Source organism: Xanthomonas sp. LMG 12459, assembly GCF_009192905.1.
GTDB classification, from domain to species: domain Bacteria; phylum Pseudomonadota; class Gammaproteobacteria; order Xanthomonadales; family Xanthomonadaceae; genus Xanthomonas_A; species Xanthomonas_A sontii.
Genome location: NZ_NSGT01000005.1, coordinates 1 through 20,112, shown reverse-complemented (window position 1 = coordinate 20,112; position 20,112 = coordinate 1). Strand labels below are relative to the sequence as shown.

Annotated in this window: 9 protein-coding genes; all 9 read left to right on the top strand. The window is 67.7% G+C overall.

The window, feature by feature from the left end; genetic code table 11:
* The coding region (locus tag CEK65_RS01990) for a methyl-accepting chemotaxis protein (RefSeq protein ID WP_226980443.1) at window positions 1-734 on the top strand (734 nt) is incomplete at its 5' end.
* Between the two features lie 739 nt (window positions 735-1,473).
* Complete coding sequence (locus CEK65_RS01985) at window positions 1,474-3,735, top strand: methyl-accepting chemotaxis protein (protein WP_152180603.1); 2,262 nt, start codon at window positions 1,474-1,476, stop codon at window positions 3,733-3,735.
* Window positions 3,736-4,372: 637 nt separating this feature from the next.
* Window positions 4,373-7,036 carry a methyl-accepting chemotaxis protein gene (locus CEK65_RS01980; RefSeq protein ID WP_152180602.1) on the top strand — a complete coding sequence of 888 codons (2,664 nt, stop codon included), beginning with the start codon at window positions 4,373-4,375 and terminating at the stop codon, window positions 7,034-7,036.
* 465 nt (window positions 7,037-7,501) lie between these two features.
* A complete protein-coding gene (locus CEK65_RS01975) occupies window positions 7,502-9,745 on the top strand; it encodes a methyl-accepting chemotaxis protein (protein ID WP_152180601.1) in 2,244 nt (747 codons plus the stop codon).
* 383 nt (window positions 9,746-10,128) lie between these two features.
* Window positions 10,129-12,777, top strand: coding sequence for a methyl-accepting chemotaxis protein (locus tag CEK65_RS01970; RefSeq protein ID WP_152180600.1), 2,649 nt, complete (start codon window positions 10,129-10,131; stop codon window positions 12,775-12,777).
* Between the two features lie 238 nt (window positions 12,778-13,015).
* Complete coding sequence (locus CEK65_RS01965) at window positions 13,016-13,786, top strand: transporter (protein ID WP_017913687.1); 771 nt, start codon at window positions 13,016-13,018, stop codon at window positions 13,784-13,786.
* A 13-nt stretch (window positions 13,787-13,799) separates the two neighbouring features.
* Window positions 13,800-16,169 carry a methyl-accepting chemotaxis protein gene (locus tag CEK65_RS01960; RefSeq protein WP_193314665.1) on the top strand — a complete coding sequence of 790 codons (2,370 nt, stop codon included), beginning with the start codon at window positions 13,800-13,802 and terminating at the stop codon, window positions 16,167-16,169.
* Between the two features lie 249 nt (window positions 16,170-16,418).
* A complete protein-coding gene (locus CEK65_RS01955; protein WP_152180599.1) occupies window positions 16,419-18,647 on the top strand; it encodes a methyl-accepting chemotaxis protein in 2,229 nt (742 codons plus the stop codon).
* Between the two features lie 346 nt (window positions 18,648-18,993).
* Window positions 18,994-20,112, top strand: a 1,119-nt coding sequence (locus tag CEK65_RS01950) for an MCP four helix bundle domain-containing protein (RefSeq protein WP_152180598.1), incomplete at its 3' end; no start/stop codon positions are given.

Genomic DNA, 20,112 nt, shown 5'->3' with positions numbered 1-20,112 from the left:
GCCAGGCCAACCAGTTGGCAGCAGGTGCCGCCTCGGTGGCCTCGCAAGGCGGCAGCGTGGTCGGCCAGGTGGTCGAAACCATGAGCGGCATCGAGGCCTCGTCGAAGAAGATCGCCGACATCATCGGCGTGATCGACGGCATCGCCTTCCAGACCAATATCCTGGCCTTGAACGCGGCGGTGGAAGCGGCGCGTGCCGGCGAACAAGGTCGCGGCTTCGCGGTGGTCGCCAGCGAGGTGCGCACCCTCGCCCAGCGCTCGGCCAACGCCGCCAAGGAGATCAAGACCTTGATCGACGACTCGGTCGGCCGTGTCGCCACCGGCTCGGCCCTGGTCGATCAGGCCGGCCGCACCATGAACGAGATCGTGGCCTCGGTGCAGCGCGTCACCGACATCATGGGCGAGATCTCGGCGGCCTCGCAGGAGCAGTCCGCCGGCATCGAGCAGGTCAACCAGACCGTCACCCAGATGGACGAGACCACCCAGCAGAATGCCGCCCTGGTGGAAGAGGCCACCGCCGCCGCACGCTCGATGGAGGAACAGGCCACGCAGTTGCAGGATGCGGTGTCCGTGTTCAAGTTGGATACCCTGCCGGCGATCGCATCGATCGCGGTCGCGTCGACGGCCCGCCCCGCCCCACGCAGCGTGCCGTCTGCTCCGCCACGCAAGCCGCGGCCGGCGCCGCAGTCCGTTGCGCTTGCCCAGGCGGCCAGCAGCGACTGGCAGGAGTTCTGAGTCCTCCTCCCAGTCGCCTCGATGCGCGGCCGTGCACCGCACGGCCGCTCGATAGGCGACGCCGCGATGTCGGTACGGGGCAGCCAGGCTGGCTGGCGCCCGCATCGTCTCCATCGACGCGGCGTACGGCAACCACTGCCGGCACGACCGTACTGAGGCGCTCAAGAATCTCCTGCTTCTGTCGATACCAAATCGAGCGCACGCTTTTTGTCTACACCGGTGCGTGCCGACACGGCCTGGGGAGGTCCGTCGGCGCTTCAGAGGGATCGCTCGGTGCATGCGCCGATCGCTGAAGTCGCAAAACCGAACGGGGAAACCGCAGCCCTGACGACTGTTCCTTTTCGCGCCTGCCTTCGGCACGCGCGCAGCTTCGACTTGCCGTTCCTTGGTCCGTTTCGTCAGCTTGCCTACACCCGGGATCTCCGGCGCGCCACAACACGCGTCGTTCCTTCATTCGTACACGGGGGGCCACCATGCATGCGGTCTTGCGACACCGAAGACGCATCCACCGAGCGATCGACCGACGCCGTCGGCGATTACAGGCGGAACTCGGGCATGCCAACGCCATGGTCACCGTCGCGAGTGCGGCGCTTTCGCACGACCCGCCTGTCGCGTCGCCCGTCATCACGCCATGTGACTGGCGCCGCCTAGAGCGCAGGCCGTCCGCGTCAGCCCACGTCCACCGCCGACGTCGCACCCCTGCGCGCCGAGCAGCCTTTTCGCCCCTTGGAGATGTGAAATGACCCGCCTTCTGCAACGCTACAACGTCGGTGTCCGCCTGTCGGCGGCCTTCGGCGTGCTGATTCTTCTTTCGGTGGTCCTGGTGATCATCGGGCTGTCCGGCATGGCCGAGGCGCGCAAGCACCTGGACATGATCGTGCTGGACCGCATGGCGAAGATCGAGTTCAGCAACCAGATGCTCGACGCCAACTCCTCCGTGCTGGTTGCGCTGAGCACCTATACCACCTCCACCAACGCGACGATGCGGCAAGAGGCGCTGGAGACCTTCAATCGGCAGCGCGAGCGCTACGCCGAGGCCCGCGCCAAGATAGACAAGCTGTCCAGCACCGCCGGCGGCCGCGTCATCCGCGCCGACATGGACGCCAAGCGCGCCGCTGCGAAACAGATCAACGACGCCATCGTCGCGCTGGGCGAAAAGGGCGAGAATGCCCAGGCGCTGGAGATGCTCAATCGCGAAGCGCTGCCGGCAACCCTGGCGTGGCAGAGCAAGATCCGCGAGTTCGCCGATCGGCAGAAGTCGCAGGCCGCCGAAGGCTATCAGGCGGCGCTGGACGCGATGCACCGTGGCCGCATGCTTCTGATCGGCGGTACCGTGCTGGCCCTGGTACTCAGCGTCTTGCTGGCGCTGGTCATCACCCGCAGCCTGACCGCACCGCTGGGCCTGGCCACCCGCACCGCCGAGGCCATCGCCAATGGCGACATGCACAATGCCGTGCGCACCGAGGCCCGCGACGAAACCGGCCGCTTGTTGAACGCCATGGGCCGCATGCAGCAGCAGCTGCAGGCCGTGCTGGCCGCGCAGGCCGATATGGCCCAGCGCCACGACGCCGGCCAGATCAGCTACCGCATGGACGAGAGCGTCTTCCCCGGCGACTACGGGCGTATGGTCCGCGACAGCAATGCCCTGGCCGCCGCGCACATCGCGGTGACCGAGCGCCTGGCGCAGATCATGGGCCGCTATGCCATCGGCGACCTGTCCGAGGACATGGATCGCCTGCCCGGCGAGAAAGCCAACCTCACCGAGACGATGGACACGGTCAAGCACAACCTGACCGCGATGAACAGCGAGATCAAGCATCTGGCCGGTGCGGCGGCCGCCGGCGACTTCAGCGTGCGTGGCGACGCCGCGCGCTTCCAGTACGACTTCCGCCTGATGGTCGACAGCCTCAACCAGTTGATGGCCACCGCCGACGGCAACCTGCAGGCATTGTCCGCGCTGCTGCAGTCGATCGCCGCCGGTGACCTGACTGCGCGCATGCACGGCCAGTTCCAGGGCGTGTTCGCGACCATGCGCGACGACGCCAACGCCACCACCGAGCAACTGGCCGCCATCGTCGCGCGCATCCAGACTGCCGCGGTCAGCATCAACGCCGCCGCCAGCGAGATCGCCACCGGCAACGACGACCTGTCGCGCCGCACCGAGCAGCAAGCCGCCAGCCTCGAGGAAACCGCTGCGTCGATGGAAGAGCTGACCTCCACGGTCAAGCAGAACGCCGAACACGCTCGCCAGGCCAACCAGCTCGCCACCGGCGCCGCGTCGGTCGCCTCGCAGGGTGGCACGGTGGTCGGTCAGGTGGTCGAGACCATGAGCGGGATCGAGGCCTCCTCGCGCAAGATCGCCGACATCATCAGTGTCATCGACGGCATCGCCTTCCAGACCAACATCCTGGCGCTCAACGCGGCGGTGGAAGCCGCGCGTGCCGGCGAGCAGGGCCGCGGTTTCGCCGTCGTCGCCAGCGAAGTGCGCACCCTCGCCCAGCGCTCGTCCAGTGCGGCCAAGGAGATCAAGGACCTGATCGACGACTCGGTCGGCCGCGTCGCCCAGGGCTCGGCGCTGGTCGACCAGGCCGGCAAGACCATGCAGGAGATCGTGGCCTCGGTGCAGCGCGTCACCGACATCATGGGCGAGATCTCCGCCGCCTCGCAGGAACAGTCGGCCGGCATCGAGCAGGTCAACCAGACCGTGATGCAGATGGACGAAGCCACCCAGCAGAACGCTGCGCTGGTGGAAGAAGCCACCGCCGCCGCGCGTTCGATGGAGGATCAGGCCGGCCAGCTCAGCCAGGCCGTGGCCCTGTTCAAGATCGACCAGCAGGCGCCGACGGCACCGCGCAGTTCCGCACCGCCGGCCGCGCTCGTCACTGCCGGCACCAAGCGACCGGCCAAGGCGCCGGTCAAACCCATCGCACAAGGCGCACGCACCGCACCCAAGCGTGCCGTTGTCGCCGTCGGCGCCAACACCGACTGGCAAGAGTTCTGATCGGCCGGGTGGCCACGCCGACAACGGCGTGGCCACCGTATCGTCTTGCCGCACCGTCTTTGCCTCTTTGCAGCTCGGCGTTCTCCTTCGCAGAACGCCCCGATGCCTGCCGACTTCGCAGGCACATGCCCCTCCACTCCAGTGTTCAAGCCTGGATCGTGCTGAAGAGCGCCCAAGCGCCGTCACTCAACGGCAAGCGGTCATTGCACCGGCATGGCGCGTAGGGCCGCACTGCGTCAAACACCCGGAGCGTCCGGCAAGGAACCCGCCAACCACGTTCGGGAAGACGCTTCTGACGCTTCTCCGTCAGGGGCAAGCGCTTCCTCGTCCCGCCGACGTCCCCACCAGCCGATTCCGAGCATCCGCGTTCCCGCGTCCCGGCTGCCGATCGAATCGACGGCCTGGGCGCTGTACGCCTTCCCGTCCTGGACCGGGACATGCGGCTCGCGCCATCCGCCTCTTCCTTGCATGCCAACCGATCTCGGCGTGCGCCGGTCAAGCTGCGCGCAAAAAAAGATCAAGTTATGTGATTCGTTGCCGATAAACGCAAAATAAAAGTCACATTTACGTTACGTATGGCACATGACCACCCGCCCATACATGCCCCTCCCCATCTCACATCGACCTGAGGAAAGACATGACTATGCCCCGCCCCCATCGCACCAGCAGCGTCGTCACGCGCCTGATGATTGGTGTCTCTGCAATCGCGGCCCTGTGCTTCGGCATCACCGCGCTGCTGATCTACGCAAAAAGCAGCCAAGCGCTGCTGACTTCGGCCAAGGCCGGCATGACCAACGCCGCCTACCTGGAAGCCAAGCGCATCGCAGGCGACATGAACACCGCATTTTCCGCCAACCAGGCACTGGCGAACGCCATGCTGGTACAGCGCACCCAGGACGGCAATGCGCGCGCGAACGCCAGCGAGATCATGCGCAGAGAACTGCAGCAACATCCCGATTGGACCGCCATGGGGACGATGTGGGAACCGCAGGCATTCGATGGAAAGGACGCGCAATACGCGGGCAGCGAGGGGCATGACGCCAGCGGCCGTTACATGGTCTATTGGGCCTGGCAAGGCGACAAGCTGATCCGCCAGCCACAGCTCGACTACGCTACCCCGGGCGCTGGCGACTGGTACCTGCGCCCGAGCAAGGAGCGCAGGCAGGCGCTGATCGAACCGTATTACTACGATATCGGCGGCAGCAAGGTCCTCATTACGACATTGAGCACCCCGGTGATCGAGAACGGCAAGCTGCTTGCGGTGATGAATACCGACATCGGCCTCGCCAAGTTGCAGGAACGCCTGTCGAAATTGCACCCGCTCGGCGTCGGTCACGTGCGGCTACTTTCGCCTGGCGGCGCGATCATCGCCGACCGCGACCCTGCACTGGTCGGCAAGAGGCTCGATGACGCCGCGAGCCGTGCCTTGCTCGCCCAGATCGCCAAGGGCGAGACCGTCGACCGTGAGACCGTCGATGCGAAGACCGGCGATACCGATGTCGAGATCTACGTGCCCTTGCAGATCGGCCAGGCGCAGGAGCATTTCGCACTGGGTGTCGCGGTGCCGAAGGCGGTGTTGATGGCGCAGGCGCGCAACCTGCTGTGGACCATCGCCGCGGTCGGCCTGTGCGCGGCGCTGCTGCTCAGCGGCGGCCTTTATCTGCTGCTGCGCCGGCTGGTGGTCAAGCCGTTGGCCAGCGCGGTGGAGGTCTCCAGCGCAGTGGCCGCCGGCCGCCTGGACAGCCGCATTCAGTACTCGCGCAACGACGAGCTGGGGCAGTTGCTGGGATCGCTGCAACGCATGCAGCAGCAGCTGCGCGCGGTGCTCGACGCGCAGAAGGAGATGGCCCAGCGCCACGACGCCGGCGAGATCAGCTATCGCATGGACGAAGCGGCCTTCCCCGGCGACTACGGCCGCATGGTCCACGACAGCAACGCCCTGGCCGCCTCACATATCGCGGTCAAGATGCGCCTGGCGCAGATCATGGGCCGCTATGCCATCGGCGACCTGTCCGAGGACATGGATCGCCTGCCCGGCGAGAAAGCCAACCTCACCGAGACGATGGACACGGTCAAGCGCAACCTCACCGCGATGAACAGCGAGATCAAGCACCTGGCCGTCGCCGCCGCGGCGGGCGACTTCAGCGTGCGTGGCGACGCCGAACGCTTCCAGTACGACTTCCGCCTGATGGTCGAGAGCCTCAACCAGCTGATGGCCACCGCCGACGGCAACCTGCAGGCGCTGTCGTCCCTGCTGCAGTCGATCGCCGCCGGCGACCTGACCGCGCGCATGCACGGCCAGTTCCAGGGCGTGTTCGCGACCATGCGCGACGACGCCAACGCCACCACCGAACAACTGGCCGCCATCGTCGCGCGCATCCAGACTGCCGCGGTCAGCATCAATGCCGCCGCCAGCGAGATCGCCACCGGCAACGACGATCTGTCGCGCCGCACCGAACAACAGGCCGCCAGCCTGGAAGAAACCGCCGCGTCGATGGAGGAACTGACCTCCACGGTCAAGCAGAACGCCGAACACGCCCGCCAGGCCAACCAGCTCGCCACCGGCGCCGCGTCGGTCGCCTCGCAGGGTGGCACGGTGGTCGGTCAGGTGGTCGAGACCATGAGCGGCATCGAGGCCTCCTCGCGCAAGATCGCCGACATCATCAGCGTCATCGACGGCATCGCCTTCCAGACCAATATCCTGGCCTTGAATGCGGCGGTGGAAGCGGCGCGTGCCGGCGAGCAGGGCCGCGGCTTCGCCGTGGTCGCCAGCGAAGTGCGCACCCTCGCCCAGCGCTCGTCCAGTGCGGCCAAGGAGATCAAGGACCTGATCGACGACTCGGTCGGCCGCGTCGCCCAGGGCTCGGCACTGGTCGACCAGGCCGGCAAGACCATGCATGAGATCGTGGCCTCGGTGCAGCGCGTCACCGACATCATGGGCGAGATCTCCGCCGCCTCGCAGGAGCAGTCCGCCGGCATCGAGCAGGTCAACCAGACCGTGATGCAGATGGACGAAGCCACCCAGCAGAACGCCGCCTTGGTGGAAGAGGCCACCGCCGCGGCGCGGTCGATGGAGGACCAGGCCGGCCAACTCAGCCAGGCCGTGGCCCTGTTCAAGATCGACCAGCAGGCGCCGACGGCACCGCGCCGCGCCGCGCCGCCGGCCGCGCTCGCCAGCGTCGGCGCCAAGCGACCGGCCAAGATGCCTGCACCGACAGCGGTCGCACGCCGGCCGGTGGCCGTTGCTGCAGCCAAGACCACAGACGTGGTTGCGGGCGGCAACGACTGGCAGGAGTTCTGATCGCGCTTCACCGCGCATCCCACTGACACGGGTAACGAAGCCCGGGAGCGCCAGCTCCCGGGCTCTTTTTTTGAGTCATTCCACACGGCCGGAGGCGAATCGACGGGCGTGGCGCCCGGAAAAGCGCGACGCCTATCCCTGTCGGAGTGAAGCCAACGTGAAGCGAATCTAAATCCGCACCATCCCGCCTTAAAGAACAGAGCGCACACGCCGATACGGCGGGAGCACACACAAATTGTCTACGAATTTGAACAAGAGTTGCCACAGGGCGACTGAAGCAAAGAAACGCCAAATCGCCGAATAAGTTTCAATCGCGAACATCTATTAAATTTACAAAAACTATCAATTTCATTCTTTCGATGTGCAGACGAAATAGATAGGCACCGCCCAGCGCCCCCGCGGACATCGACTCAGGCAAGGGGTACGCCATCCCCAACGCTTCACCTTTCCACCAGGACCACGACGATGACGCTCAAGAATCTCAGTCTTTCCGCCAGACTCGCGCTCAGTTTCGCGATCATCGTGCTCATCACGGTGATCATCGGCTCGATCAGCCTGAGCAGCCTCTCTTCGCTCAACAACGCCGCCGACATGAACGACCACACCTACAAGGTGATGGGCACCGGCGACATGATGGAAATCGATGCCCTCAACGTCGAGACCGGTGCGCGTGGCTATCTGCTGTCGGGTAACAAGGACCACCTGCAGCCGTTCACCAACGGCCTGGCCGCGTTCGACAAGAATTACGCGGAGGCCAAGCGCCTGACTTCGGATAATCCGCGCCAGCAGGCGCGGTTGGAAAAGCTGCATGCTGCGTTCGACAACCTCGTCGGCGTGGAAAAGCAGATCACTGCATTGCGCGCGCAGTCCAATGACCCCGCGCAGATCGCCGCCGCGTTCAGCCAGGCACGCGACCGCAAGGCGATGCAGGAGATCCGCGGCCTGCTGGGCGACTTCAGCAACGAGGAGCGCGGCCTGCTGGCCAAGCGCACCGAGACCCTGACCGCCGTGCGCGCGCAGAACAAGTGGGCGGTGCTGCTGGGCAACCTGCTGGTGATCGTGGCCGCGGTCGGCATGGCGATCGTGATCCGCCGCCAGTTGCTCAAGCGCCTGGGCACCGCGATCGGCGTGGCCGACTCCATCGCCCGCGGCAAGCTCGACAATGCGATCGACCTGCGCAGCAAGGACGAGGCCGGCGTGCTGCTGCTGAGCATGGACAAGATGCAGAGCCAGTTGCAGGCGGTGCTCGCCGCGCAGGCCGAGATGGCCCAGCGCCACGACGCCGGCCAGATCAGCTACCGCATGGACGAAACCGTGTTCCCGGGCGACTACGGGCGCATGGTCCGCGACAGCAACGCGCTGGCCGCCTCGCATATCGCGGTCAAGATGCGCCTGGCGCAGATCATGGGCCGTTACGCGATCGGCGACCTGTCCGAGGACATGGACCGCCTGCCCGGCGAAAAGGCCGTGCTCACCGAAACCATGGACACGGTCAAGCACAACCTGACCGCGATGAACAGCGAGATCAAGCACCTGGCCGGCGCGGCGGCCGCAGGCGACTTCAGCGTGCGTGGCGATACCGAGCGCTTCCAGTACGACTTCCGCCTGATGGTCGAGAGCCTCAACCAGTTGATGGCCACCGCCGACGGCAACCTGCAGGCGTTGTCGGCACTGCTGCAGTCCATCGCCGCCGGCGACCTGACCGCGCGCATGCACGGCCAGTTCCAGGGCGTGTTCGCCACCATGCGCGACGATGCCAACGCCACCGCCGAACAGCTCGCGGCGATCGTCGCGCGGATCCAGACCGCGGCAGTCAGCATCAACGGCGCCGCCAGCGAGATCGCCGCCGGCAACGACGATCTGTCGCGCCGGACCGAACAACAGGCCGCCAGCCTCGAAGAAACCGCCGCGTCGATGGAGGAACTGACCTCCACCGTCAAGCAGAACGCCGAGCACGCCCGCCAGGCCAACCAGCTCGCCACCGGTGCAGCCACGGTTGCCTCGCAGGGCGGCGCGGTGGTCGGCCAGGTGGTCGAGACCATGAGCGGGATCGAGGCGTCCTCGAAGAAGATCGCCGACATCATCAGCGTCATCGACGGCATCGCCTTCCAGACCAACATCCTGGCCTTGAATGCGGCGGTGGAAGCGGCGCGTGCCGGCGAACAGGGCCGTGGCTTCGCCGTGGTCGCCAGCGAAGTGCGCACCCTCGCCCAGCGCTCGGCCAACGCGGCCAAGGAGATCAAGGGTCTGATCGACGACTCCGTCGGCCGTGTCGCCCAGGGCTCGGCGCTGGTCGACCAGGCGGGCAAGACCATGCAGGAGATCGTGACCTCGGTGCAGCGCGTCACCGACATCATGGGCGAGATCGCCGCCGCCTCGCAGGAACAGTCCGCCGGCATCGAGCAGGTCAACCAGACCGTCACCCAGATGGACGAAACCACCCAGCAGAACGCCGCGCTGGTGGAAGAAGCCACCGCCGCCGCACGTTCGATGGAAGAACAGGCCGGCCAACTGAGCCAGGCCGTGGCGGTGTTCAAGATCGAGGCGAGCAGCGCCCCGCTCGGCCATCCGGCTGTCGCCAGCGCACCGAGCCGCCCGGCCGCCCGGTCGGCGGCCAAGCCGGTGGCCAAGCCCGCCGCCCGCCCGGTCCGGCAATCGGCCCGGCCGGTCGCGGTCACGGCGGGCGACGACAGCTGGCAGGAGTTCTGAGCACGCGCGGTCGCCGCCGGTCCGCGTCGACGGCCCCGGGAGCGATCGCTCCCGGGGCTTTTTCGTTGTCATCGTCCTGTCGGCCGCCGAGCCGCCTTGGTCGTGCGGCTCGGCGCCGCGCCCGACGCTCGACATGCCGTGATCGGGGAACGATCGCGATGCGGTGCCGTCCAACGCGACCGACAGAGCATCCGGTTCCGGCCGCATGGCCGGTGCCGGGGCGCGTGTGGCGTTGCACCACAAACACGCCCTACATTTCTGGGACGCCGTGCCGATAACCGGAAGGTCGCGCACGTCTCCGCTCCGGTCTGCTGTGCCCGCAGGCAACAGGCTCCGGTCCACGACAGCGCGATCTTTCCCTCCTCTCCATCGAGACGACCGCGATGTCTACGACGTCCTCCACTCGCCCGAGCAGTGTCGCCACCCGCCTGATGCTCGGCGTGGCCGCGATCGCCCTGCTGTGCTTCGGCATTACCGCCGCCATCATCTACGCCCGCAGCAGTTCCGCCCTGCTCGCCTCCGCCAAGGTCGGCATGACCGACACCGCGCGCCTGGAATCGGAGCGCATCGGCAACACCATCGGCGCCTCCGCGGTCTCCAACCAGGCGCTGGCCAATGCCCTGCTCGCCCAGCGCGGCCACGACAAGGCCCGCGAGTTGTTCAGCGACAGCCTGCGCCGCGAACTGCAGCAGCATCCGGACTGGACCGGCATGGGCACGCTATGGGAACCGCAGGCGCTGGACGGCAAGGACGCGGACTACGTCAACAGCGCAGGCCATGACGCCAGCGGCCGCTACATGGTGTACTGGTCCTGGCAGAACGGGAAACTGGTGCGCGATCCGCTGCGCGACTACGACGTGGCCGGCGCCGGCGACTGGTATCTGAATCCGCGCAAGCTGCTGCGGCCGACCGTCGCCGAACCCTACGATTACGAGATCGCCGGCAAGAAGGTGCTGATGACCACGGTCAGCACGCCGATCCTGGAAGACGGCAAGTTCCTGGGCGTGGTCACCACCGATTTCGGCCTGGCCACGCTGCAGCAGCGCGTCGCCAAGCTGCGCCCGCTCGGTGCCGGCCGCGTGCGCCTGCTCTCGCCGGGCGGCGCCATCGTCGCCGACCGCGATCCGGCACTGGTCGGCAAGAAGCTGCAGGATCCGGCCACCCGCGCCTTGCTGGCCGAGATCGCCCAGGGCAAGACCGTCGGCCGCAACACCGTCGATCCGCAGACCGGCGCCACCGACGTGGAAGTGTATGTGCCGCTGCAGATCGGCCAGGCCCAGGAGCGCTTCGCGCTGGGCGTGGCGGTGCCGAAGGCGGTGCTGATGGCGCAGGCGCGCAGCCTGCTGTGGACCATCGTGGCGGTCGGCCTGTGCGCCGCGCTGCTGCTCAGCGGCGGACTCTACCTGCTGCTGCGGCGGCTGGTGGTCAAGCCGCTGGCCAGTGCGGTGGAAGTCTCCAGCGCGGTCGCCGCCGGCCGCCTGGACAGCCGCATCCAGTATCCGCGCAACGACGAATTGGGGCAGCTGCTGGGATCGCTGCAACGCATGCAGCAGCAGCTGCGCGCGGTACTCGACGCGCAGAAGGAGATGGCCCAGCGCCACGACGCCGGCGAGATCAGCTACCGCATGGACGAAGCGGCCTTCCCCGGCGACTACGGGCGCATGGTCCACGACAGCAACGCCCTGGCCGCCTCGCATATCGCGGTCAAGATGCGCCTGGCGCAGATCATGGGCCGCTACGCCATCGGCGACCTGTCCGAGGACATGGATCGGCTGCCCGGCGAAAAGGCGGTGCTGACCGAAACCATGGACACGGTCAAGCGCAACCTCACCGCGATGAACACCGAGATCAAGCACCTGGCCGGCGCCGCCGCCGCCGGCGACTTCAGCGTGCGTGGCGACGCCGAGCGCTTCCAGTACGACTTCCGCCTGATGGTCGAGAGCCTCAATCAGTTGATGGCCACCGCCGATGGCAACCTGCAGGCGCTGTCCACGCTGTTGAAAGCGATCGCCGCCGGCGATCTGACCGCGCGCATGCACGGCCAGTTCCAGGGCGTGTTCGCCACCATGCGCGACGACGCCAATGCCACCACCGAACAGCTGGCCGCCATCGTCGCGCGGATCCAGACCGCCGCGGTCAGCATCAACGGCGCCGCGGCCGAGATCGCCGCCGGCAACGACGATCTGTCGCGCCGCACCGAGCAGCAGGCGGCCAGCCTGGAAGAGACCGCTGCGTCGATGGAAGAGCTGACCTCCACGGTCAAGCAGAACGCCGAGCACGCCCGCCAGGCCAACCAGCTCGCCACCGGTGCAGCCACGGTCGCCTCGCAGGGCGGCGCGGTGGTCGGCCAGGTGGTCGAGACCATGAGTGGGATCGAGGCCTCGTCGAAGAAGATCGCCGACATCATCAGCGTGATCGACGGCATCGCCTTCCAGACCAACATCCTCGCCTTGAACGCGGCCGTGGAAGCGGCGCGTGCCGGCGAACAGGGCCGCGGCTTCGCCGTGGTCGCCAGCGAAGTGCGAACCCTCGCCCAGCGCTCTGCCAATGCCGCCAAGGAGATCAAGGGCCTGATCGACGACTCGGTCGGCCGTGTCGCACAAGGTTCCGCCCTGGTCGAACAGGCCGGCACCACCATGCAGGAGATCGTCGCCTCGGTGCAGCGCGTCACCGACATCATGGGCGAGATCTCGGCCGCCTCGCAGGAGCAGTCCGCCGGCATCGAGCAGGTCAACCAGACCATCACCCAGATGGACGAGGCCACCCAGCAGAACGCCGCGCTGGTCGAGGAAGCCACCGCCGCGGCGCGTTCGATGGAAGACCAGGCCGGCCAGCTCAACCAGGCCGTGGCCCTGTTCAAGCTGGACACCAGCGCCGCGGTGGCGAGCGCCGCGCCGGCGCCTGTGCGCCGCCCTGCTCCGCCTGCTCCGGCCGCCCCGGCAGCAACGCCGCGGCGACCGGCAGCGGCCCCGCTGCGGGCGGTCCCGCGCGCGACCGCGTCGACCGACGACGGGCAGTGGCAGGAGTTCTGAGCCGCTGCAGCGCCCCGCTGCCACCGCGAGGCGCGCTGTGCGTCTCGCGGTGCGGCTGCCGGGCAGCGGGTGACGACGTCCCACAGAGCGCTTAGCGCGTCACGCTCGTAAAGAAAGTGTATTCAGGGTCGATATAGAAAGCGGAACTGCCATGCCATGGGCACCGCGACGCGCGCCCCGGCGCCGGCCGCACTGCGCCCGGATCCACGGTTCCGACCGAACCGCCACGGGAGCCGCCATGAAGCGACGCGTTATCGCCACCTGTCTGACCTTGTGCGGCCTCGCCAGCCTCGCAGGCCATGTCCATGCCGAGGCCGAGCCGATCGCCACCGATCGCCCGGACTTCGTCGAATCCAGCCTCACCGTCGGCGACCGCCGCCTGCAGGTGGAAACCAGCGTGGCCTGGGAACGCGACGGCGATGTCGACGGCTATGCCACGCCCACCCTGTTCCGCTACGGCATCGGCCCGACCTGGGAACTGCGCCTGGAGACCGACGGCTGGCAGACCATCGACGTCCCCGTCGGCGGCGACGTCTCCGGCTTCTCCGACATCTCGCTGGGCCTCAAGCACCACCTGGCCAGCGAGATCGGCGGCGCCTCGCTGGCCTGGCTGCTGCACGTGGACCTGCCCAGCGGCGCGCGCAACGTACGCGGCAGCGGCGCACGCCCCTCGTTCCGCCTGGTGGCCGAATGGGAACTCAGCGACAGCGTGTCCCTGGGCATGATGCCGGGCGTGATCCGCGACGAAGGCGACGGCGGGCATCGCTACACCGCCGGCATCTTCGGCGTGGTGCTGGGCAAGGCCTGGAACGACCGTACCCGCTCGTTCGTGGAGCTGGCCCTGCCGCAGATCGCGCATGCCGACGACGGCGGCACCATCGCCCTGCTCGACATCGGCTCGGCCTGGCTGCTCACCCAGGACGTGCAGCTGGACGTGGTGTACAGCCGCGGCCTCAACGACCGTTCGCCGGACCACGCGCTCGGCGCGGGCCTGTCCTTCCGTTTCTGATCGGGCCACACCGATGAAAATCATGCATATGCTCGGGATCCTGGTGCTGGTGGCGGTGCTCGCCCTGCTCGCGCTGGGCGGGGTCGGCTACGGCGCGCAGCAGGGGCTGCTGCGCTCGGTCGCCGCGCAGGTCGTGTCCTCGGACGCGCTGCGCAACCACATGCAGGCCGACATGATGCACGACGCGCTGCGTGGCGACGTCACCGCTGCGCTGCTGGCGGCGGCGCATCGGGATGCGGACGGGGTCAAGGCGGCGCGTGCGGCGCTGGGCGAACACGCCGGCGAGTTCCGCAAGGCGCTGGACGACAACCAGAAGCTGCCGCTGGACGGCACCCTGCGCGCGCAACTGGATGCGGCGGGACCGGCGTTGCAGCGCTACATCGCCGCCGCCGACAAGGTGGTGACGCTGGCCGAGTCGCAGGGCGACAGCAGTGCCGCCTATGCCGACTTCACCGCGCAGTTCAAGCGGCTGGAAGCCGAGATGGACACGATCAGCGACAGCATCCTGGCGCTGAACGAGCAGAGCCGCAAAGCCGCCGAACAGCAGAGCCAGCGCGCCACCTGGCAGCAGGCCGGCGCGGTGCTGGTGGCCGTGCTGTGCCTGGCCGCGGCCGCGGCCTGGATCCTGCGCTCGGTCGCGCAATTGCTCGGCGGCGAGCCGCGGGTGGCGATGGACGCGGCCCAGCGCATCGCCGAGGGCCGCCTGGACCAGCCCATCCCGGTCGCGGCCAGGCACGGGCGCAGCCTGATGGCGGCGCTGGCGCGGATGCAGCGCGAACTGCGCGAGCGCATCGAACGCGAACGCAGCGTCGCCGCCGAAAACCTGCGCATCCGCACCGCCCTGGACAACGCGTCCACCGGCATGTACATCGCCGATCCCGACCTGACCATCATCTACGCCAACACCGCGCTGCAGACCCTGCTGCAGACCCACGCCGAGGACATCCGCGCCTGCGCGCCGGCATTCGACCGCTCTGCGCCCCTGCTGGGCCAATCGGTGGCGCTGCTGGAAGTCGGCAATTCGCAGGACGCCGAGATCTACCAGCGGCTGGATCGGCAGGGCGCGGCGCAGCGCGAGGTGCGCTACCGCGAGGTCTGCATCGCCCAGGAGATTTCCGCCATCCGCAATGCCGAGGGCGCGCACCTGGGCTTCGTCTGCGAATGGCGCGACCGCACCGCCGAGACCCGTGTCGAAGCGGAAGTGGCCGCGGTGGTGCGCAGCGCCGCCGCCGGCGACCTGTCGCAGCGCATCGACCGCACCGGCAAGCAGGGCTTCTTCCTGATGCTGGCGCAGCAACTCAACGGCCTGCTCGACGCCAACGCGATCAGCATCGCCGAGGTCTCGCGGCTGCTCAGCGCGCTGGCCGACGGCGACCTCGGCGCGCGCATGCACGGCGAGTTCCACGGCATCTTCGCCACCATGCGCGACGACGCCAACGGAACCGCCGAGCGCCTGGCCGACATCGTCGGCCGCATCCAGCGCGCCGCCGGCGACATCCACAGCGCCGCCACCGAAATCGCTCAGGGCAACAGCGACCTGTCGCAGCGTACCGAACAGCAGGCCGCCAGCCTGGAGGAAACCGCCGCCTCGATGGAAGAGCTGACCGCCACGGTCAAGCAGAACGCCGAGCATGCACGGCAGGCCAACCAGCTCGCCGCCGGCGCCGCCGCGGTCGCCTCGCAAGGCGGCGCGGTGGTCGGTCAGGTGGTGGACACCATGAGCGGCATCGAGACCGCATCGAAGAAGATCGCCGACATCATTTCGGTGATCGACGGCATCGCCTTCCAGACCAACATCCTGGCGCTCAACGCCGCGGTGGAAGCCGCACGCGCCGGCGAACAGGGCCGCGGTTTCGCGGTCGTGGCCAGCGAGGTGCGGGTGCTGGCGCAACGCTCGGCCAACGCCGCCAAGGAGATCAAGGGCCTGATCGACGACTCGGTCGGCCGCGTCGCCACCGGCGCCGAGCTGGTGCAGCGCGCCGGCCAGACCATGCAGGAGATCGTGGCCTCGGTCGGCCGCGTCACCGACATCATGGGCGAGATTTCCGCCGCCTCGCAGGAGCAGTCCGCCGGCATCGAGCAGGTCAACCGCACCGTCACGCAGATGGACGAGAGCACCCAGCAGAACGCTGCCCTGGTCGAGGAAGCCACCGCCGCGGCGCGGTCGATGGAGGACCAGGCGGCGCAGCTGAGCGACGCGGTGGCGGTGTTCCGGGTGGAACAGCACGCCGTGCATGCCGCCCCTGCCCCGGCCTTCGTCGCCGCGGTGGTGGCCGGCCATTCGGCCACCGCTGCGACGTCGCATGCCACGCAGGCGTCCCAGCCGAACGCGCAGGCCATCGCCGACGCGATCGGCACCCAGTGGCAGCCGCTCACCGCTTGAGGAGGCGTGTAGGGAAATGAATCAGACAGCGTCGGGAATCGCCTTACGACCAACGACGCATCCAGAACTACGCCGTTACGCCGATATCACCTTCGAGCGACGGCAAAACATGGTGTACAGCAAGATATTGGGTTTCTTTCTTCACTTTTCTGACCGCCACGCTCGCCACTCCGGCCACGCACATGCCGCCGGAGCCTGTAGGGACAAGGACCTGGACGTGCCAGGGACACCGTCAACGAAGAGGTCGACATGAATTCCTTTCTGCAACGCTACAACGTGGGACGCCGCCTCGGCGCTGCCTTCGGCCTGCTGATCCTGCTGTCCTGCCTGCTGGTCGCGGCCGGCCTTTTATCCATGGCAGGCGCGCGCCATGAACTGGACAACATCGTCAAGGTCAGTGTCGAGAAGATGCGGATCAGCAACGGCATGCTCGATGCCAACTCAAACATCCTGGTCGCACTCGGCACACTGTCCATGGTGACCAGCGAGGATCTCAACCAGCAGGCGCTCGCCGAGATCAAGGATAAGCGCCAACGCTATAGCGACCTGCGCAACGAACTGGAAAAGTTTCCCGCAACCAGTGCAAGCGTGGTCAAATTGCGCGCCGACATCGATGCGGCGCGCGATATCGCGCGTACCCTCAACAATCAGGTGATCGACCTGGCGAACGCCGGGCGCAACGCCGAGGCGCAGACACTGCTGAGCGAGCGTTCGCGCCCGGCCACGCTGGCGTGGCAAGCGAAAATCCGCCAGAACGTCGCCTTGCAGGAACAGCAAACGCACGACGCCTACGCCACGGCAACGCGCGCCATGGCGCGCGGCCGCAACATGCTCATCGCAGGTGGAGTGGCCGTCCTGGTCGTCAGCGTCTTCCTGGCCTGGGCGATCACCCGCAGCCTGACCATGCCGCTGAACCGCGCCACGCGTGCCGCCGAGGCCATCGCCAGCGGCCGCCTGGACAACGACGTCACGACCAACGCCCGCGACGAGCCGGGACGCCTGCTGCTGGCGATGGACGCGATGCAGCGGCAGTTGCAGCGCTTCTCCGGCGAAACGGCGTTGATGATCGAACTGCATGCCGACAAGGACATCAGCCACCGCATGCCGCTGGATTTCCCGGGCGTGTACGGCGAGTTGAGCAAGGGCATCAACACCATGATGTTCGAGCATCTGGACGCCATCGTCGATGCCATCGGCGTGCTCAACGAATACGCCAACGGCGACCTGCGCCGCGACGCCCGGCGCCTGCCCGGCAGCCGCGCGGTGCTGCACGAATCGATGGACGCGGCCAAGGCCAGCCTGCTGGCGATCAACACCGAGATCAAGCGCCTGGCCGCGGCCGCCGCCGCCGGCGACTTCAGCGCCCGCGGCGATGCGGCGCACTTCCAGCACGATTTCCGGCTGATGGTGCAGGACCTCAACGCGATGATGGAGGTCAGCGACCACAACCTGGGCAAGCTGTCGGCCCTGCTGCAATCCATCGCCGCCGGGGATCTCACCGCGCGCATGGATGGAGAGTTCCACGGCGTGTTTGCGCGGATGCGCGACGACGCCAACGCCACCGTCGAACAGCTGACCGGCATCGTCGGTCGCATCCAGACCGCGGCGGTCAGCATCAACGCGGCCTCGACCGAGATCGCCGCCGGCAACGACGACCTGTCGCGCCGCACCGAGCAGCAGGCGGCGAGCCTGGAAGAAACCGCCGCGTCGATGGAGGAACTGACCTCCACGGTCAAGCAGAACGCCGAGCACGCGCGTCAGGCCAACCAGTTGGCGGTGGGCGCGGCTTCTGTGGCCTCACAGGGCGGCAACGTGGTCGGCCAGGTTGTTCAGACCATGAGCGGGATCGAGGCCTCGTCGAAGAAGATCGCCGACATCATCAGCGTCATCGACGGCATCGCCTTCCAGACCAATATCCTGGCCTTGAATGCGGCGGTGGAAGCGGCGCGCGCCGGCGACCAGGGCCGCGGCTTCGCCGTGGTCGCCAGCGAAGTGCGCACCCTGGCACAACGCTCGGCCGGCGCCGCCAAGGAGATCAAGACGCTGATCGACGACTCGGTCACGCGCGTGGCCGAGGGCTCGGCGCTGGTCGATCAGGCCGGCCGCACCATGAGCGAGATCGTGGCCTCGGTGCAACGCGTCACCGACATCATGGGCGAGATCTCGGCGGCCTCGCAGGAGCAGGCGTCGGGGATCGAGCAGGTCAACCAGACCGTCACCCAGATGGACGAGGCCACTCAGCAGAACGCCGCATTGGTGGAAGAAGCCACCGCAGCCGCGCGCTCGATGGAGGAACAAGCCGGCCAGCTCAGCGACACCGTGGCGTTGTTCAAGATCGACAACGTCGGCGTGCGTGCGGCGACGGCGCCGCATGCCACGGTCAACGCGCCGCGTGCGGCCAAGGTGACGGCGCGTCCGCAGCGGCAGCCCGCCAAGCGCACCGCGGTCGCGGCCGGCGGCGACTGGCAGGAGTTCTGAGTCGTACGGTCGCCATGCCGCCGGCATGGCGACCGGTCCCGGCGGTAACGCCCGGCGTTCGCAGCGCAGCCCGTACGCGTCTGCGCATTCCTGCAATACGCGAACCATAGCTCGGCGCATTACACGCCGACGCATGTCGGAACCACGTCGGATTTTGCCTTCGCCGACCAACACGCGTCGGAAGGCAGACAGCTTCCTAACCGCCTGCCAACAAGGATCCGCACACCGCTCAATTTCTGGCCGCCATGTCGATATCCATGGGGTGGCAGCGCATCGCCACGAGGCGCCGCAACGCTGGCCTGCCAGCGCGTGCGACCCGACTCCTTCTGTCCCCCAAAGGTCGGCTATGAACGCACTTCTGCAACGCTACAACGTCGGTCGGCGCCTGGGCATGGCGTTCGGCATCCTCATCCTGTTGTCCGGTGTACTGGTCGCCATGGGGCTGCTGACCATGGCCAGGGCGCATCGCGAACTGGACAGCATCGTCAACGGCAACATGGAAAAGGTCCGCCTCTCCAACGAGATGCTGGACGCCAACACCAATGTGCAGATCGGGCTGCTGTCCATCACCATCGTCGATGGCGATGCGGCCAACCAGAAGATGATCGACATCGTGCAGCGCAACCGGGCGCGCTACAAGGCCGCGCACGATGCACTGTCGGCGATGCCGGCGACCCCGGCCGAACGCCAGGCCATGGCCACGATCGAGCGCACGCGGGCGCAGTCGGTGCAATTCAACAACCAGGTGCTGGCGCTCGGCGAGAAGGACCAGAACGCCCAGGCCCAGGCATTGCTGCTGGGCGATGCCGCGGTAGCGATGGAGAAGCAGCAGGCGGCGATCCGCGCCAATGCCGATCTGCAGCGGCGCTTGAGCCGGGAGGCCTATGCTGTCTCCTCGGCAGCGATGGCGCGGGGCCGCATCATCCTCATCTCCGGCGGCCTTGCGGTCCTGCTGGTCAGTGGCCTGCTGGGCTGGACGATCACCCGCAGCCTGACCGGGCCGCTCGGCCGCGCCACCCGCGCCGCCGAAGCCATCGCCGATGGCCGCCTGGACAACGACGTGAGCACTGACGCGCGCGACGAACCCGGCCGCCTGCTGGTCGCGATGGGCCGGATGCAGACCCAGTTGCAGCGCTTCTCCAGCGAAACCGCGCTGATGATCGAACTGCATGCCGACAAGGACATGTCGCACCGCATGCCGCAGGACTTCCCGGGCGTCTACGGCGAGCTGAGCAAGGGCATCAACACCATGATGTTCGAGCACCTGGACGCCATCGTCGACGCCATCGGCGTGCTCAACGAATACGCCAACGGCGACCTGCGCCGCGACGCCCGGCGCCTGCCCGGCAGTCGTGCGGTGCTGCACGAGTCGATGGATGCGGCCAAGGCCAGCCTGCTGGCGATCAATACCGAGATCAAGCGCCTGGCCGCGGCCGCCGCCGCTGGCGACTTCAGCGCCCGCGGC

Bases quoted from the DNA above. Each gene is read 5' to 3' on its own strand.
- CEK65_RS01985 (WP_152180603.1), top strand. From the start codon at position 1,474: ATGACCCGCCTTCTGCAACGCTACAACGTCGGTGTCCGCCTGTCGGCG.
- CEK65_RS01980 (WP_152180602.1), top strand. From the start codon at position 4,373: ATGACTATGCCCCGCCCCCATCGCACCAGCAGCGTCGTCACGCGCCTG.
- CEK65_RS01975 (WP_152180601.1), top strand. From the start codon at position 7,502: ATGACGCTCAAGAATCTCAGTCTTTCCGCCAGACTCGCGCTCAGTTTC.
- CEK65_RS01970 (WP_152180600.1), top strand. From the start codon at position 10,129: ATGTCTACGACGTCCTCCACTCGCCCGAGCAGTGTCGCCACCCGCCTG.
- CEK65_RS01965 (WP_017913687.1), top strand. From the start codon at position 13,016: ATGAAGCGACGCGTTATCGCCACCTGTCTGACCTTGTGCGGCCTCGCC.
- CEK65_RS01960 (WP_193314665.1), top strand. From the start codon at position 13,800: ATGAAAATCATGCATATGCTCGGGATCCTGGTGCTGGTGGCGGTGCTC.
- CEK65_RS01955 (WP_152180599.1), top strand. From the start codon at position 16,419: ATGAATTCCTTTCTGCAACGCTACAACGTGGGACGCCGCCTCGGCGCT.